Consider the following 16,118-nt stretch of genomic DNA (forward strand, 5'->3'; position numbering starts at 1 on the left):
TCGCTGGTCAGCGCACCACGTCGTCGGTGGCGCGCATGAGGATGAGATCTTCCCGGGAGGGCAGACCCTCCCAGTCTCCCTGGACGGTGACGGCGTACGCGCCCGCGCACGCGCCGGCCGCCAGGCGCTCGGGGATGCGGCGGCCGAGCACTCGCTCGGCGAGGTACGCCGCGGCGAACGCGTCCCCGGCCCCGACCGGGTCGATCGTCTCGACCGGCAGGGCGGGCTCGTCGTACAGGTCGCCGTCGCAGCAGGCGACGGCGCCCAGCGCGCCGCGCTTGACGATCGCCTCGCGCGGGCCGAGGGCGGCCAGGCCGGCCGCGAGCGCGGACGCGTCCGCGCCGCCGGTGACGAGCCGGGCCTCCACCTCGGTCGCGAAGACGACGTCCGACCGCATGACGAGGGGCTTCAGCCGCGCACCGGCCTCCGCCGGCGTCCACAGGGCCCGGCGGAAGTTCAGGTCGAGCGAGACCGGGACGCCCGCGGCGCGCGCGGTGTCGATGGCGGCGTGCACCGCCGCGTGCGCGCCATAGCTGAGGGCGGCGGTGATCCCGGTGACGTGCAGGACGCGGGCCCGGCGGATCAGGTCCTCCGGGACGTCCTGCGGGGAGAGCCGCGATCCGGCGCTGCCGGAACGGTAGTACTGGACCCGCGTGAGCCGGCCGGTCCGGCGCTCCTTGATGAGCAGCGCCGTCGGGGCGGCGGGGTCGACGATGACGTGGCCGACGTCGATGCCCTGGCCGGCCAGTGTCATCTGGATGAGCCGGCCGAACTCGTCCTCACCGACCCGCCCGACCCAGGCGGCGCTGCCGCCGAGGCGGCGGAAGCCGATGGCGACGTTCGACTCGGCGCCGGCGACGCCCAGGTCCAGGCTGCGGGCGTGGCGCAGCGGCCCGACCACCGGACCCTCCAGCCGGGCCAGCGACTCGCCGATGGTGACGAGCTGCGGCCCCTCCACCGATGGCCGCGGCCCGTCCCCCGCCGGCTGCACCGCAGGATGCGGCCCGCTTCCCGCCTGCCGCGGCCCGTCCCCCGCCGGCTGCACCGCAGGATGCGGCCCGCTTCCCGCCTGCGGCGGCCCGTCCCCCGACGTGGCGCTCATCCGCGTGCTCCGGCGACGGCCGCGACGAGGCGGCGGGCCCGGTCGGCCAGGGCGTCCAGCGGCCCTCCGTCGAGCGCGTCGCCGAGGAGGGGCCCGCCGACGCCGACCGCGATGGCGCCGGCCCGGATGTAGTCGCCGGCCACGTCGACGCCGATACCGCCGGTCGGCAGGAGCGGGATGTCGCGGAACGGCCCGCGCAGGTCGCGCAGGTACCCGGGGCCGAACGTACCGGCCGGGAAGACCTTCACGGCGGACGCGCCGAGCTCCCAGGCCGCACCGATCTCGGTGGGCGTGAGCGCGCCCGGATAGTAGGCGATGCCGCGCGCGGCGGCGCGCTCGGCGACCTGCGGCCGCGTGTCGGGCGCGACGACGAAGGACGCGCCCGCGTCGGCGGCGGCGTCGACCTGCTCGGCGGTCAGCACGGTGCCCGCGCCGAGTTCGACGTCGCCGGGCAGCCGGCGACGCGCCGCCCGGAGGGAGTCGATCGCTCCGGGGGTGTTGAGGGTCACCTCCAGGCAGCGCACGCCGGCGGTGGTGAGCGTGTCGAGCACCGCGTCCGTCCGGTCCCCGCTGGTGCCCCGCACGACGGCGACGACGCCGCCGGCGAGCAGCACCGGGCCGGGGCTGACTCGGGTGGTCATGAGGTGTTTCTCTCCTTCGGAGGATGCGGGGTCTCAGAAGTAGGTGCGGATCAGGTCGACGACCGTGCGATCCTCGTCGATCACGGGGATGACCTGCCACTTGTCGAAGGCCGTGCAGGGGTGGGAGATGCCGAAGCACACCAGGTCGCCCGGGGTGAGCCGGACGTCGCCGGTCAGGTAGGCGTGGTGGTCGTTCATCCGCTCGACGACGAGGCCGTCGGCGGGCTCCTCGCTCCCGTCGCGGCGGCGGATCAGGCGCGGCACCGGCAGGCCCTCGTCGTACGGCGCCTCGCGCTTGCCCATGCCGACGAGGGCGAGTCCCTCCTCCGGGGTGGAGGTGACCTGGGCCCAGACCTCCAGCGCCGCGTCGAGCGAGCCGCCGATCCGGGTGTAGGGCGTCTTGACGCGGTAGACGCCGTCGTCGTGACTGACGTACGCGCCGCTGCGCAGGATCGTGCGCAGCCGGTGACCGGGCAGCCACTCGCCGCCGAGCCGGTCGGCGACGACGTCGAAGTAGGCGCTGCCGCCGGCGGTGACGATCACGGTCTCGGGCAGCAGCCCGGCGCGGGACAGCTCCAGCGTCGCGGCGCGCACGTCGTTCAGGTACGCGGTGACGGCGGGCACGCTCGTCAGGCCGCCCTCGTAGGCCGCCACGCCCGCGAGCTCGATGTTCGGGGCGGCGGCGACGGCGCGGGCGACCTCGGTCAGCTCGGCGGCGGTGCGGCAGCCCGTACGCCCGCCGGCGTGCCCGAGCTCGACCAGGACCCGGAAGGACCCGGGCACCGACGCGATCGTCTCGACCCCGGCGACCGAGTCGACGTAGCACAGGAACTCCAGGCCGCGGTCGATCTCCTCGCCGATCCAGCGCAGCGCCACCGGGTCGAGCAGCTCGTTGGCCAGCAGCACCCGGGGCACGCCGAACGTACGGTAGGCCAGCACCTGGTTCGCGGTGGCGGCGGTGATCCCCCAGGCCCCGGCGTCGAACTGCGCCTGGAACAGCGAGGGCGCCATCGTCGTCTTGCCGTGCGGGGCGAACTCCAGCCCGCGCTCCGCGCAGAACGCCGCGAGCCGGTCGATGTTGTGATCGAGGGCCGAGCGCCGGGCCACCATGACCGGCCAGGTGAACGCCCCGCCGAACAGGTGGTGCCGGGCGGCGGCGAAGTCCTCGATCGACTCGGCCGGTCCCGGGTGCCACAGGCCCTTGGTCAGCGCGTCGACCCGCGCGGGCGGGACGGTGAGGCGCACCCCGGCGCCGTCGGCCCGGCCACCGGTCTGCTGGCCGGTCGTCGTCTCGCCGGTTCCGTCCGTCCGGCCGGTGGTCGCCTCGTCGATGCCGTGTTCGCTCACTGGACGTTCCCCTCCGCGGCAGCGCCGTGTCGTGTTGATCCGAGGATCCGTGATATCTCCGCCGCCGTGCGGACCACCAGGGGGCCCACCTCACGGACCCGTACCGGTGTCATCCGGGAGGTCAGGCCCGAGACGCTCAGTGCGGCGACGGCTTGGTCGGTGTGGTCGAAGACGGCCGCGGCGACGCAGCGGACCTCGGGCTCGTTCTCCCGGTCGTCGATGGAGTAGCCGCGCCGGCGGATCCATTCGAGCTCGGCCCGCAGCGCCTTCGGGTCGGTCACGGTCTTCTCGGTGATCGGCGGCATCCCCGCCTCGACGATCAGACGGAACGCGTCCTCGTCGAGCCAGGCGAGGACGGCCTTGCCGACGGCGGTGCAGTAGGCCGGGGCCCGGCTGCCGACCCGGGAGGCCATCCGGACGTTGTGCTCGTTCTCCACCTTGTCGATGTACACGACGTCCGGCGCGTCGTACAGGACCAGGTGACAGGTCTCACGCACGGCGCGCTGGAGCCGGCGCAGCGGTTCGGCGGCGACGGCCCGCACGTCGATGGAGGACAGGTACGCCTGGCCGAGCCGCAGCGAGCCGTGCCCCAGCCGGAACCAGCCGGTCTCGTGGTCGCGGGCGAGCAGGTCCTCCTCCAGCAGCGGCGCGGACAGCCGCAGCACCGTGCTCTTGCTCATGCCGAGGTCCTCCGCGATCCGGGTCAGCGGGACGGGCCGCCCCGCGTTGTCCCGCAGGTACCCCAGCACGGCGAGGGCCCGCCGCAGCGAGGAGGACTGGTTGCGCCCGGCCGGTGTCACGGTCATGTCGTGCTCCCGGGCAGCAGGCCGCGCGCCAGGACGTCGCGCGCCGCGGTCAGGTGCCGGCCACCGCGGGTCAGGGAGATCTCGTGGTGGCCGGGGAAGAGCGCGTCGACCTCCAGCCGGGCAAGCGCCTCCAGGCTGGCGGCGTACTCGGGGACCCGGCAGTCGTGCAGGTTCTGCAGCGAGATCCGGCCGCCGTGGAACACGCAGTCGCCGGAGAACAGCGCCCGATGGTGCGGCGTCCGCAGCAGGTAGCAGGTGTGGCCGTCGGCGTGGCCGGGCGTGGCGATCGCCCGCAGCGTCACGCCGCCGCCGAGGTCGAACTCGTCACCGTCGCGCACGGCCCGGACGCCGGGACAGGGCGGAAAGTCGTATCCGGGCGGGTAGACGCCCGCCGCGCGCCCCTTGTCGACGCTCAGCCCGGCCTCGTCCCCGGCCGCCATCCAGTCGCCGACCGGCGCGCCCGCGTGGATCGGGACGCCGTGGCGGGCCAGCTCGGCGGCGCCGCCGGAATGGTCGGCGTGGCCGTGGGTGAGCAGGACGCGGTCGGGGCGGCCGTGGCGCAGGATCTCCGGCACCGACCGGCCCGCGCCCGCGTCGATCAGCGCGCTGCCGGTCGCGCCGGTGACGAGGTAGACGTGGCAGTCGAGCGGGTCGGTCAGGTCGAAACCCGCCGCTCCGCTGGCCACCAGAGTGACGTGTTCGGTCAGGCGCATGGCGTCCTCCGTACGAGCTCGGTCATGCGCATGGCATCCCCCGTACGACCTCGGTGACGATCTCGGCGGCCAGCGCCACGTCGGCCAGGGCGACCGACTCGGCGGCCGAGTGGGCGTCGCCGACCGAGCCGGGGCCGAACACCACGGACGGGATGCCGGCGTGGGCGATCTTGCTGGCGTCGGTGCCGAACGGCATGCCGCGCACCTCGGCGTCCCGCCCGCGCGCGGTCAGCGCGGCGCGCAGCGTCGCGACGACCGGGCTGTCCGCCGGGGTGTCGAGCGCCAGGTCCACGGTGAAGGGCTCGTCGACCTCGATCGGGCCGAGCGCGGCCAGTTCCGCTCCCTCGCGCCGCCACACGGCGTGCGGGTCCTCGCCCGGCAGGGTGCGCCGGTCGACGTCGATCTCGCAGGTGCCCGGGATCGTGTTCGGGCCCGTGCCGCCCCGTACGCGGGTGACGGCGCGCGTCGCCGCGCCCAGGAGCGGGTGGTCCGGCACGTCCGGGACGGTGTCGTCGAGGTGGGCCAGGACCGGGCCCATCAGCGACACGGCGTTGACGGCCTCGTGCGGGCGCGAGCTGTGGCCGGCCCGGCCCAGGGTGCGGACGGTGTAGCGGACGCAGCCCTTGTGCGCGGTGACCGGCGCCAGGTCCGTGGGCTCGCCCACGATCGCACCGGCGAAGCCGCGGCCGGCCTCGTCCGACAGCAGGGCGAGCACGCCCCGGTAGTGGTGCTCCTCGTCGGCCACCCCGGCCAGGACGACCGTGCACGGCGGCGGCTCGCCGGCGGCGAGCTCGGCGGCGGCCAGCATGAACGCGGCGAGCGGCCCCTTGGCGTCGCAGGCGCCGCGCCCGTACAGCCGGCCGTCGCGGACCTCGCCGGCGTACGGGTCGACCGTCATGCCGTCGGTCTCCACCGTGTCCAGGTGGGACTCCAGCAGGACGGCGCGCGGCGAGCGGCCCGGCACGACCGCGACGACGTTCGGCCGGCCGGGCAGGACCTCGCGGACCGCGGCGGTGATGCCGCGCTCGGCCAGCCAGTCCCGCGCGTACGCGGCGACGGCGGCCTCGGCGGGCCCGTCCCCGTCACGCGGGTTGACGCTCGGCACGGCCACCAGGCCGCGCAGCAGTGACTCTGCGTTCTCCCCCGAGATCGTCATCAGTTCCGCCGTTCTCGCGCGTAGGCCAGGAGCAGGAGGATGATCAGCAGACCCTGGAAGACCTGGCGGATGCCCTCCGACAGGTTCCAGGCGGCCAGCAGGGCCGTGATCAGGGTGAGCAGGAGCGCGCCCGCGATCGTGCCGAGCAGGTGGCCGCGCCCGCCCAGGATGGACGTGCCGCCGAGCACCACCGAGGCGATCGACAGCAGCTGGTACGGGTTGCCCATGGTCAGCGAGCTGGTCCCGGTGAAGCCCAGGAGGACCAGCCCCGCCACGCCCGCCAGCAGGGAGCACACCGCGTACACGGTGAAGGAGGTCGCGGTCAGCGGCACGCCGGAGGCGCGCGAGGCCGGCTCGCTGGTGCCGACGGCGAAGACGTACCGCCCGGTCCGGGACAGGTGCAGCAGCCAGTACGCCGCGGCCGCGATCACGAGCCACAGCACGAACGCCAGCGGGATCCCGGCCACCTTGCCGTTGGCGAGCGAGTCGAGCAGCCCGACGCGGGCCGACTTGGGCGCGCCGTTGGTGTAGACGAGCAGCGCGCCGGAGATGATCGTGCCGGTGGCCAGTGTCATCACCATCGGCGGGACCCGCAGCCAGGTGATCCCGGCGGCGTTGACCACGCCGACGAGGGTGCTGAGGACGAGTGCGACGAGGATCCCGGCGACGGGGCCGTGGCTCGCCGCCGTCTGCGCGCAGACCACCGCGGACAGGGCGACCACTCCGGACACCGACAGGTCGATGCCGCTCATCATCACGACGAGGGTCTGGCCGATCGCGACGATGCCGAGGAACGAGGCCGTCTGGACGAGGTACCGGAAGCTGGAGACGCTGTCGAATCCCTGCGCGAACAGGATCGCCGCGATCCAGACCACGGCGAGCACGCCGAACGCCCAGGCGGCGCGGTTGTCGCGCAGGGCCGCGAGCGGTCGCGCGGTGGTGGATGATGCCGTCGTCACGCCGTCCTCCTCCGGTCGGTCGCGAGGGTCTTCAGGGCGATCGCCGCGATGAGGATCACGCCCTGCAGGATGAGCTGGTAGAAGGGCGACATCCCGGTGAACAGCAGCAGGTTCGTCAGCAGGCCGATGATCAGCGCGCCGAGGATCGTGCCCCGCATCGCGCCGACCCCGCCGAAGAAGCTGACTCCGCCGAGCACCGACGCCGCGATGGAGTTGAGGGTGTAGGGGGTGCCGATGGTCGCGTCGCCCGAGCCCGTCTGGATCGCCAGGCCGATCCCGGCGAGGCCGACGAAGACCCCGGCCAGGGCGTATCCGCCGATCTTGATGGCGCGGGTGTTCAGGCCCCCGGCGTACGCGCCGTGCTCGTTGCCGCCCACGGCGTACAGCGCGGTTCCGAAGCGGGTCAGCTTCCCGAGCTTCCAGAGCACGACGACCACGATGATCGCCACCGCCGGGACGGCGACGCCGTTCCAGCCGTTGTTGTACGCCTTGACCAGGCCGCCCGGCACGTGCCCGCCCGGCTGCGGCAGCACCGCGAGGGTGACGCCGCCCCACAGGAAGGACGCCGCGAGCGTCACGATGATCGGCGGCAGGCCGGCGTAGGCGACCATCGCGCCGTTCACCGCGCCGGCGGCCGCGGCGACGAGCAGCGCGAGCACCGCCGCGAGCACGACGCCGTGGTCGGCGCGCAGCGCGAACACCGCCATCGCCAGCGCCAGCACCGGCCCGAGCGACAGGTCGATGCCGCCGGTCAGCATGACCGTCGTCTGGCCCATCGCCGCCAGGATCAGCGACAGGAACTGCGCCGAGAGGATCGTGATCGACGCGGGCGTCAGCAGCGACGGGTCGTACGCCTGGTAGGCGATGAGCAGGACGACGAGCAGGACGCCCAGCCCCACCGTCTCCAGGTGCTCGGAGATCCGCTCATGCATGGGCCACGCTCCCCGTCACCGAGGCGCGGACCAGCCGCTCCTCCGTCAGGTCGGGGCCGCTCAGCCGGTCGACGACCGTTCCCTCGTACATCACCGCGACCTCGTCGCACAGGCCGACCAGCTCCATCGTGTCCCCGGAGGTGACGAGCACCGCCATGCCCCCGTCGGCCAGTTCCCGGAGCAGGTGGTAGATCTCGCGTTTGGTGCCCACGTCGATGCCGCGCGTGGGCTCGGCCAGCAGCAGGACGCCCGGCCGGGTCGGCAGCCACTTGGCCAGCGCGACCTTCTGCTGGTTGCCGCCGGACAGCCGGCGTACCTGCTGGGCCGGTGAGGACGTCTTGACCCGCAGCCGCCGGATCAGCTCGTCGACGAGGCGGTTCTCCGCGCCGCGCGCGACCGTGGCCAGGCGGGACGCCGGGGCCAGGGTCCGCAGGTTCGGCAGTGCGAGGTTGGCCCGGACGCTCTGCGCCACGTGCACGCCCTCGATCTTGCGGTCCTCCGGGACGTACGCGATGCCGCGCCGGATCGCGTCGCGGGGCGACCGGGACCGGCAGGGCCGGCCGTCCAGTTCGACCGTCCCCGCGTGCCGGGCGAGCCCGCCCAGCGCGCGCAGCACTTCGCGCTGCCCCTGCCCCTGCAGGCCGCCCAGGCCGATGATCCGGCCCGGGGCCAGCTCCAGGTCGACGCCGTGGCAGGCGCCGGGCACCGTCAGGCCGCGGGCGACGAGTCGGGGCCCGGCCTCCGTCGCGGCGGGCCGGTCCGGGAACAGGTTCGACAGCTCCCGGCCGATCATCAGCCGCACGATGTCGTCGTGGTCGGTCTCGGCGCGCTCGCGGGTCGCCGTCACCTGGCCGTCCCGCAGCACCGTGAGCCGGTCGGACATCGCGAACAGCTCGGCCATGCGGTGACTCACCATGATCACCGAGCTGTTCGCCTCCCGCAGTTCCCGCACGACGCGGAACACCGCCTGGACCTGGTCGTCGTCGAGCGCCGAGGTGGCCTCGTCCAGGATCAGCAACCGCGGCCTGCTCACCAGCGCCTTGGCCAGCTCGACGAGCTGCTGCTGACCGAGCGGCAGGCGGCCCGCCTTGGTCCGCGGGTCGACGTCCAGGCCGACCCGCTCCAGCAGGGGGCGGGCGTGCTCGGCCAGGTTCCGGCCCAGGACCAGGCCGCCGCGGGTCGGCCAGGCGCCGAGGAAGATGTTCTCGGCGACGGTCTGGTGCGGGTTGAGGCTGAGCTCCTGGTGGACCGACCCGATCCCGGCGGACCGGGCGCGCTGCGGTGACCAGGCCCGTACGGGCTCGCCGTCCAGGACGATCCGCCCGGAGTCGGGCGTCTGCAGGCCGGTGATCAAGGAGAGCACCGTGCTCTTGCCCGCGCCGTTCTCCCCGACGAGCGCCAGCACCTCGCCGGCGCGGACGTCGAAGGTCACCTCGTGCAGGACCCGGTTGCCCGCGAAGGACTTGCAGACCCCCTCGACGCTCAGCATCACTTTCCGATCAGCTTGTCGATGTCGGACTGCGCGATCGGCTGGATCGGGTAGTAGTCGTCCGACTGGTCGGTCTTGACGTACTGCGCCAGGTTGGCGTCGGTGATCCGGGGCAGCGGGACGGTGACGTTGGTCGGGACGTTCACCCCGTCGCGCTTGGCGACGGCCGCCTCGATCGCGATGACGCCGAGGTAGTTCGGCTGGGCGGTCGACATCGAGGAGAAGCCCTGCTTCTGCTTGCTCTGCCACAGCTTCAGGAAGCCGTTGTAGTTCTCACCGGTGATCGGCACGAGCTTCTTGTTCTGCTTGACGAGCGTCTGCAGCGCGGCGGCCGACAGCGCGCCGCCCTGGGAGAAGACCCCGTTGATCGACGGGTGCGCGGAGTACGCCGACGCGAACGCCTGGGCGGCGGGCGCGAGGTTGTACTCGCTGTGGACGTTCGCCACGATCTTGATGTTCGGGTACTTCTTCAGCGCCTCCTGGGCGCCCTTCCAGCGGTCTTCGCTCACCGCGACGCCGGCCGGGCCGTTGAACGCGATGATCTGGCCCTTGCCGCCGAGCTTGTCGGCCAGCCACTGGGCGGTCATCCGGCCCCATTCGACCTGGTCCGTGCCGACCTTGATGACCTTGTCGCTGGTGACGAGGCTGTCGAAGTTCACGACGGTGATGCCGGCGTTCGCGGCCTGTTCCAGCGCCGGGTTCAGCGCCGTCGAGGAGCCGGCGTCCACGATGATCACGTCGTACTTCTGCTGGATCATCGCGCGGATCTGCGCGATCTGCTGGGACGTGTCGCCGTTGGCGTTGAAGGTCTGGTACGACGCGATCTTCCCGGACTGCTTCAGCTTGTTGACGTCGTCCTGCATCATCTTGGCCGTCTCCTGCATCCAGGAGGGCGTCAGGTAGATGGTCGACCAGCCGACCTTGAGCGCCTTGGTCGCGCCCGCCCTGCCGCCGCCGGCCGTACTCGCGCCGTTGTTGACGCCGCAGGCCGACACCGCGGTGACCGCGCCGAGGGCGGCCACGGTCAGGACGGCTCCTTTGAGTTTGCCGAACATGGGGGGACTCCTTCATGAGGTCCGGGAGGGGGATCGGGAGCGCGCCGCGCAGGCGCGGTGCGGTCAGTTCGGGGTGAGGGCGCGGCCGGGCAGCGCGCCGGTCAGGGCTCCCCCGGCCAGGACGGGCACCCCGCCGACGAGGACGTGGTCGACGCCTTCGGCGGGGGTGCGCGGGGATTCGTAGGTCGAGCGGTCGGTGACCGTACGGGGGTCGAGGACGACGAGGTCGGCCGCGAAGCCGCGGCGGACGAGGCCACGGTCGAGCAGGCGGAACCGGCGCGCGGCGTGCGCGGACATGTGCACCGCCGCCTGTTCCCAGGTCCAGTCGCCGAGCTCGCGCACGTGCCGGGCCAGGAGCCGGGCGAACGCACCCCAGCCGCGCGGGTGTGGGTGGCCGCCCTGGTAGATGGCGTCCGAGCCGGTGGTCTGCGCGGGGTGGCGCAGCAGGGCTCGTACCGACTCCTCGGTGTTGGTCGGCGGCTGCCCGAACACGCACCCGGCCTCCAGGCGGGTCGCCACGAGCAGCTCGCAGCAGAACTCGCCCGGGGAGCGGCCCGCCCGCTCGGCGGCCTCGGGCAGCGTCAGGCCCTCGGCCCAGCGCAGGTCGTCGGCCGGCACGTGCGACAGCGTGATGCGCGGCCACAGGTCGGCCGTCCACTCCCCTTCCAGCCGCCGGCGTACGGCGGGGTCGGCCAGCGCCTCCAGGGTCGCGTCCAGGTCGGCGACGGGAAGCCAGCCGGGCAGGGTGACCAGCGTCAGGGTGCTGGATCCGCGCAGGTAGGGGTAGTTGTCGAAGGTCAGGTCGATGCCCTTCGCCCGCGCGTCGTCCACCATCGCGATCAGGTGGTCGCGGGGGCCGTGGTAGTGGGAGACGTGCGCCGCGACCCCGCCGGCCTCCGCGATCCGGCGCACCTCGGCCATCCCGTCGCCGGCCTTGGCCTCGTACCCCCGCATGTGCGTGACGTACGGCAGGCCGGCCGCGGCGACCGGCGCGCACAGCGCGGCGATCTCGCCGGCCTCGGCGTACGCGCCGGGGAAGTACTCCAGGCCGGTGGACAGGCCCGCCGCGCCCTCCTCCAGGCCGCGTTCGACGTCGCGGAGCATGGCGGCCAGTTCGTCGGCGTCGGGCGCGCGGCGGGCGGCGCCGAGCGCGTTGCGCCGGATCGTCCCGTGCGGGAGCAGGTAGACCGTGTGGAGGGGAAGGCGGCGGTCGTAGCCGGCGAGCAGCTCCGCGACCGTCACCGGGCCGTCGTCGAGGCCGGGGTGCCGGCCGTTGACCGGCGCGAAGTACCGCGAGACGTACGCCAGCGTCGCCGCGCTCGCCGGGGCGAAGGAGACGCCGTCCTGGCCGAGCACGAAGGCGGTGACGCCCTGGCGCAGGGCGGCGAGCTGGACCTCGGGATCGAAGACCGCGGCGTCGCCGTGGACGTGCGTGTCGATGAACCCCGGCATGACGTACCGGCCGGTCGCGTCGATCTCCGTCGCCGCCTGGACCCCGGGCAGCGAGCCGATCTCGGTGATCCGGTCCCCGGAGATCGCGATGTCGGCGCGGAAGGCGGGCGAGCCGGTCCCATCGACCACCCACCCACCACGAATCACCGCATCAGCCATATCTCACCCCTTAGGTAACGAAACCCCCGAAAAGCGGCGTTCGTCCGCATGGCAGGCGACGTTAGGAGCCGGGGAGCCGGGCGCGCCAGATCTGCAACACAGAATTTTGCGATGCAGAACGTGATCTATCGCCGCAGGTCACAGGGGTTTACGAGCGAGCGTAGCGCCCGATTCGACCCGCCGGCCCGGCCCCAAAGGGGCGGTTTCAGACCCCGCGGGCTTACGGCACGCGACCCAGGCGGCAGTCGTCCTTGAGGTCCATCTTGTTGGCGAGGACCGGGTACCCGTCGCGCTCCCGCGCGTGCACGAAGACCACCGGCGCCCGGCCCCGGACCTCGAGGTACGCCGCGCCCGTCCGGCACAGGGCCAGGGCGTCCGGCGAGTTCGCGTCGGTGGCGGGCAGGTCGGTGTAGACGCGCAGGATCGGCGCGGTCCAGATCACCTCGCGCACGTGCCCGGCGGCCCGGGGATCCGCGCTCCGGTAGTACGCGACGGCCGCCGTGTCCCGGGCGTCGTCACGCCCCGCCGGCACGGTCGGCGCCGCGCTGGGCGCCGCCGGTGTCGGCCGTTCCCCCTCGACCACCGGCCGGCCCGGCCGCCGGTGCGGGGCGGACGGGGTGAGCACGACGGCCACCAGCACGAGCCCGGTCGCCCCGCCGAGCAGCAGGCACACCGGGCGTACGACGGAGACCGGCAGCAGCCGGACGAGCATGCCGGGCACACCGGCGCGCGGCCGCACGTGTCGCCCCCTCCGGCCCCCTGATCGAGTCACGCGTGGAATACTCCGCCGCACCGCACCGACCGACCCACTCGATGGCCGATTCTTCGACCGTCCTTGACTCCCCGATGGAAACCCCGCACTTTCCCCTTGTGGACATCGACCGCCTGGACCAGAGCACCAAGGACGACCTGAAGCAGCGAAATCTGTTCCTACGGCAGCGTGGTACGCCCACGGTCGTGGAGATCCGTGTGGCCGACGGCAGTCCCACCGGGCTTCTCATCGGCTGGGCCGAGCAGGTAGAACATCCGTCTTTCCCGGGAACGCTCGCCTGGCGGGACCACGCTCGTCGTGCCACACTGCAGGCCGGCTACTGGCACCGTCGAGTCGACGCCCCGTACGACGGGATGGAGGGGACTGAGACGGAGTCGCTCGAGCTGGCCATCTCAGAGATACTCGACCGCGCTTCGTACGGGGACGTCCTAGCCGCCCATGAGAGGGCATCCGGCAGGGTGGAGACCTACACCGCCACGATCCATGAGGAACAGGCAGAATGGCTGGCCGACTGCGACGAGCCGAAAGGCATGACCCACCGTGGTGGCGGCAAGATCGAACTCACCAACATCGCCGTCGCCTACCTTCGAGGCTCACCACGAAATACGCCGTACGTCGACGCCAGTAACCAGTTCTACTTCGATCGGTGGGAGGACCCCTACCAACTCACGCTCGAACGCACCTGAACCCCGTCACACGAGGTCAGGGCTCGGCAGCTCCGACACACCTTCTTACAGCGCGATGCGCTCGCGGAGCGTGCCGCGCTGGGCGGGCAGTCCGTCCCCGAGGGAGAGACCGAGGATGGGGAATCCGAATCTATCGGGAGCCGTTGCCCAACAGTATTTCGATGAAAGCTATAACCCCTACGAAGATCACGATGAATGCCAGCCCCCCGATAATACATCCAGCGTCTGTCCTCAAGAATTCAGAAAGAGAAGTAGTTCTTTTTGGCTCGTCGACGGGCCTTCTGATCACATCGCCTGCCTCGGCTGAGGCAGGGACGTCATCTGGTCGGGAGGTAGCGACGGTGATCCCTGTCGTAGCCGACAGTTCAACCTCCCCATTGGTCTCCGCCGGTGGGGGGATGCGGCTCGGTCCGACGGCGTGGGCGTGGTCGAGTCGTCGTAGTGCCTGGGCGAGGGCGGCGGCGTTCGGGTACCGCTGTGCGGGGTCCTTGCGCAGCAAGGTCAGTACGAGGTCGTCCCAGGCGGATGGGATGGTCGTGGAGACGGAGCTGGGGGCGGGGGGTTCCTGGGTGAGGTGAGCCGAGAGATAGCCCACGGTGTCGGGGGCCTGGAAGGGCAGTCGGCCTGTGATCAGCTCGAAGAGGAGACAGCCGAGCGCGTACAGATCGCTGCGCGGTTCCGGGAGGCCGCGTGCTTGTTCGGGCGCCATGTAGGGGGGTGTGCCCACGATGAAGCCGGTCTGGGTGATTCGGTCCGCGGTCGCGTAGGGGTCGGCCGCCCTCGCGATGCCGAAGTCGAGGACCTTCACGTTGCCGGACGGCGTGATCAGGATGTTGGACGGCTTGATGTCCCGGTGCATGATTCCGGCGTTGTGCGCGTCAGCGAGGGCGTCACCTATCTGCGCGCCCCATCGGGCCGCGTCCGGCAAGGCGACGGCGCCTCGGCGCAGCATCGCGTCCAGGCCCTCGCCTCGGAGCAGTTCCATTACCAGGAACGGGACCCGTTCGTTTCCCGCGCCGGTCTCGCCGAGGTCGTGGATGGTGACGATGTTGGCATGCTGCAGTTGGGCGGTGATCCGTGCCTCGCGCAGGAATCTGGCGCGCGCCTCGTCGCCGCGGCTTCCGCCACCGGCGAGTAGGGAGATCACCTTGACCGCGACGTTCCGGCCCAGCGTCTCGTCCTGCGCCTCCCATACTTGCCCCATTCCGCCCTCGCCGAGTTGTCGCACCACCCGGTAACGGCCCCCGAGGAGCTGGTCTTGCACTGTTACGCCTCTCCCGTTTCGAACATTCCTGTCCCTCCTGCCGGCGAACCAGCGCGATGGGGATCATGACGCGATCGCGAAGGCGACACACCCAGCATGCGCGGACCGCCGTCGGTGTTCTCGTCGATGTCGAACACCGTGGTGATCCCGGGGTGGTTCAAGGTGGCGAGATCCCGCTCTCCCACCGGAATCGCGCCACCTCGGCCCCGCCGCCCCCCGCTCAGCGAGAGGATCTTGACCGCGACCGGGCGGAGCAGGCGCAGGTCGACGCCCTGCCAGACCTCACCCGTGCCGCCCTGGCCGAGAGGCGCATCCCGTCGATATCGTCCGGCCGACTCCAAACCACTGCGCATCGGCTCTCCTCGGCCTGGAAGGCGCTGGCCAGATGGACATGAATGTTCGCTGGATCAGCATAGGCCCGGCTTCGGCGACGGCGTGGGCGACGCGTTCGGCGGTGAAGGTGCGTTCCATCGCGGCGAACAGGGCCAGGAGTAGAAAGGCGATGCGGCCCATGCCTTCATCGGCGGTGTTGATGGGCAGCGGATCGGCCGGTGACCGTACGCCGATCCCCTCGTCGAACAGGCGATCAGGAAGATGACCCCATGAACATGGGCATCACGTCGATCGACGAATTGGCGAAAGAGCCGCGTCCCCATGGCCAGAACACGGGAACTTACGACTCAGACCGCTTAGTTCTCGGTTTCGGCGAGCCCGCAGGCTGGGCGGGAACCGGATGCCCAGGCGCTGCTCGGTGGCCGCGGTGGTCTGAACGTCGACGGGCTCGGCGCCCAGCCAGTGGGTCTCGATCTGCTCGGCGGTCAGGCGTGGGCGTACGTACTCGTTCGCGGTCCGTACACCTAGGGCAGGGAGGCGACGAGTTCGGAGACGGGCTTGCGGGCGCCGGTGTAGAAGGGGATCTCCTCGCGGACGTGCCGACGGGCCGTCGCGCCGCGCAGGTGGCGCATGAGGTCGACGATACGGTGCAGTTCGTCCGCCTCGAAGGCCAGGATCCACTCGTAGTCGTTCAGCGAGAACGACGCGACCGTGTTGGCCCGCACGTCGGGGTAGCCGCGCGCCATCATCCCGTGCTCGGCGAGCATCGCGCGGCGCTCCTCGTCGGGCAGGAGGTACCACTCGTACGACCGGACGAACGGGTACACGGAGAGGTACGCGCGCGGCTCCTCGTCGGCGAGGAAGGCGGGGATGTGGCTCTTGTTGAACTCGGCCGGGCGGTGCAGGGCCATCACCGACCACACCGGCTCGGAGGCGCGGCCGAGCGCCGTACGGCGGAAGCGGTGGTAGATCTCCTGCAGGTCGTCGGAGCTCGGCGCGTGCCACCAGAACATGTAGTCGGCGTCGGCGCGCAGCCCGGCGACGTCGTACAGGCCGCGGGTCGTGACGTCCTTGGCCGCCGCCTGCTCGAGCAGGTCCTCGACCTCACGGGCGACCGCGGCGCGGTCGGCCTCGGCCAGGTCGCGGGCCCGGAACACCGACCACATGGTGTACCGGATGACCTGGTTGAGCTCCCGTGCCTTCGGTCGGCCCGTCTCTGCGGCACTCACGGTCGCACTCCTCTTCGCTGTTC

16 protein-coding genes are annotated in these 16,118 nt (G+C 72.2%); 1 reads left to right on the forward strand and 15 read right to left on the reverse strand.

From position 1 onward, the window contains the following. Nucleotides 1-7 precede the first annotated feature (7 nt). The 12 genes from NDW01_RS19240 to NDW01_RS19295 form a co-directional block, all read right to left on the reverse strand. Nucleotides 8-1,102: a sugar kinase gene (locus tag NDW01_RS19240; protein WP_252822454.1), complete on the reverse strand. Its 1,095-nt coding sequence runs from the start codon at nt 1,100-1,102 to the stop codon at nt 8-10. Beyond that, complete coding sequence (locus tag NDW01_RS19245) at nt 1,099-1,743, reverse strand: bifunctional 4-hydroxy-2-oxoglutarate aldolase/2-dehydro-3-deoxy-phosphogluconate aldolase (RefSeq protein ID WP_252822456.1); 645 nt, start codon at nt 1,741-1,743, stop codon at nt 1,099-1,101. Before NDW01_RS19245 ends, NDW01_RS19240 begins: the two co-directional genes overlap by 4 nt. A gap of 33 nt (nt 1,744-1,776) precedes the next feature. Beyond that, the gene (locus NDW01_RS19250; protein WP_252822892.1) at nt 1,777-2,988 is read right to left on the reverse strand and encodes an alanine racemase; all 1,212 of its coding nucleotides are present in this window, start codon (nt 2,986-2,988) and stop codon (nt 1,777-1,779) included. A gap of 98 nt (nt 2,989-3,086) precedes the next feature. Next, on the reverse strand, nt 3,087-3,896 hold the full coding sequence (locus tag NDW01_RS19255) for an IclR family transcriptional regulator (RefSeq protein ID WP_252822458.1): 810 nt from the start codon (nt 3,894-3,896) through the stop codon (nt 3,087-3,089). After that, nucleotides 3,893-4,609 carry an MBL fold metallo-hydrolase gene (locus NDW01_RS19260; protein ID WP_252822460.1) on the reverse strand — a complete coding sequence of 239 codons (717 nt, stop codon included), beginning with the start codon at nt 4,607-4,609 and terminating at the stop codon, nt 3,893-3,895. Before NDW01_RS19260 ends, NDW01_RS19255 begins: the two co-directional genes overlap by 4 nt. 22 nt (nt 4,610-4,631) lie before the next feature. Then, a complete protein-coding gene (locus tag NDW01_RS19265) occupies nt 4,632-5,765 on the reverse strand; it encodes a M20/M25/M40 family metallo-hydrolase (RefSeq protein ID WP_252822461.1) in 1,134 nt (377 codons plus the stop codon). Next, a complete protein-coding gene (locus NDW01_RS19270) occupies nt 5,765-6,724 on the reverse strand; it encodes an ABC transporter permease (protein ID WP_252822464.1) in 960 nt (319 codons plus the stop codon). Before NDW01_RS19270 ends, NDW01_RS19265 begins: the two co-directional genes overlap by 1 nt. After that, complete coding sequence (locus NDW01_RS19275; RefSeq protein WP_252822466.1) at nt 6,721-7,656, reverse strand: ABC transporter permease; 936 nt, start codon at nt 7,654-7,656, stop codon at nt 6,721-6,723. The genes NDW01_RS19270 and NDW01_RS19275 overlap by 4 nt, the downstream gene beginning before the upstream one ends. Then, a complete protein-coding gene (locus NDW01_RS19280) occupies nt 7,649-9,145 on the reverse strand; it encodes a sugar ABC transporter ATP-binding protein (protein ID WP_252822468.1) in 1,497 nt (498 codons plus the stop codon). Before NDW01_RS19280 ends, NDW01_RS19275 begins: the two co-directional genes overlap by 8 nt. Continuing rightward, a complete protein-coding gene (locus tag NDW01_RS19285) occupies nt 9,145-10,200 on the reverse strand; it encodes an ABC transporter substrate-binding protein (protein ID WP_252822470.1) in 1,056 nt (351 codons plus the stop codon). Before NDW01_RS19285 ends, NDW01_RS19280 begins: the two co-directional genes overlap by 1 nt. Before the next feature lie 63 nt (nt 10,201-10,263). Then, the gene (locus tag NDW01_RS19290; RefSeq protein ID WP_252822472.1) at nt 10,264-11,781 is read right to left on the reverse strand and encodes an N-acyl-D-amino-acid deacylase family protein; all 1,518 of its coding nucleotides are present in this window, start codon (nt 11,779-11,781) and stop codon (nt 10,264-10,266) included. A 250-nt stretch (nt 11,782-12,031) separates the two neighbouring features. After that, nucleotides 12,032-12,550 carry a hypothetical protein gene (locus NDW01_RS19295; RefSeq protein WP_252822475.1) on the reverse strand — a complete coding sequence of 173 codons (519 nt, stop codon included), beginning with the start codon at nt 12,548-12,550 and terminating at the stop codon, nt 12,032-12,034. Nucleotides 12,551-12,681: 131 nt separating this feature from the next. On the opposite strand from NDW01_RS19295, the gene NDW01_RS19300 reads away from it, so the two are divergent. Then, nucleotides 12,682-13,269, forward strand: a complete 588-nt coding sequence (locus tag NDW01_RS19300) for a hypothetical protein (RefSeq protein WP_252822477.1) — start codon at nt 12,682-12,684, stop codon at nt 13,267-13,269. Between the two features lie 130 nt (nt 13,270-13,399). Here the strand turns inward: NDW01_RS19300 and NDW01_RS19305 are convergent, their stop codons facing one another. From NDW01_RS19305 to hemQ, 3 genes are all read right to left on the reverse strand, one after another. Next, nucleotides 13,400-14,533 carry a serine/threonine-protein kinase gene (locus NDW01_RS19305; RefSeq protein ID WP_252822480.1) on the reverse strand — a complete coding sequence of 378 codons (1,134 nt, stop codon included), beginning with the start codon at nt 14,531-14,533 and terminating at the stop codon, nt 13,400-13,402. 2 nt (nt 14,534-14,535) lie between these two features. Then, complete coding sequence (locus tag NDW01_RS19310) at nt 14,536-14,886, reverse strand: protein kinase family protein (protein ID WP_252822481.1); 351 nt, start codon at nt 14,884-14,886, stop codon at nt 14,536-14,538. 504 nt (nt 14,887-15,390) lie between these two features. Continuing rightward, nucleotides 15,391-16,095, reverse strand: a complete 705-nt coding sequence (gene hemQ, locus NDW01_RS19315; protein WP_319949743.1) for a hydrogen peroxide-dependent heme synthase — start codon at nt 16,093-16,095, stop codon at nt 15,391-15,393. Between the last annotated feature and the right edge of the window lie 23 nt (nt 16,096-16,118).

The sequence above is a fragment of the Actinoallomurus soli genome, from assembly GCF_024055715.1.
GTDB classification, from domain to species: Bacteria; Actinomycetota; Actinomycetes; order Streptosporangiales; family Streptosporangiaceae; genus Actinoallomurus; species Actinoallomurus soli.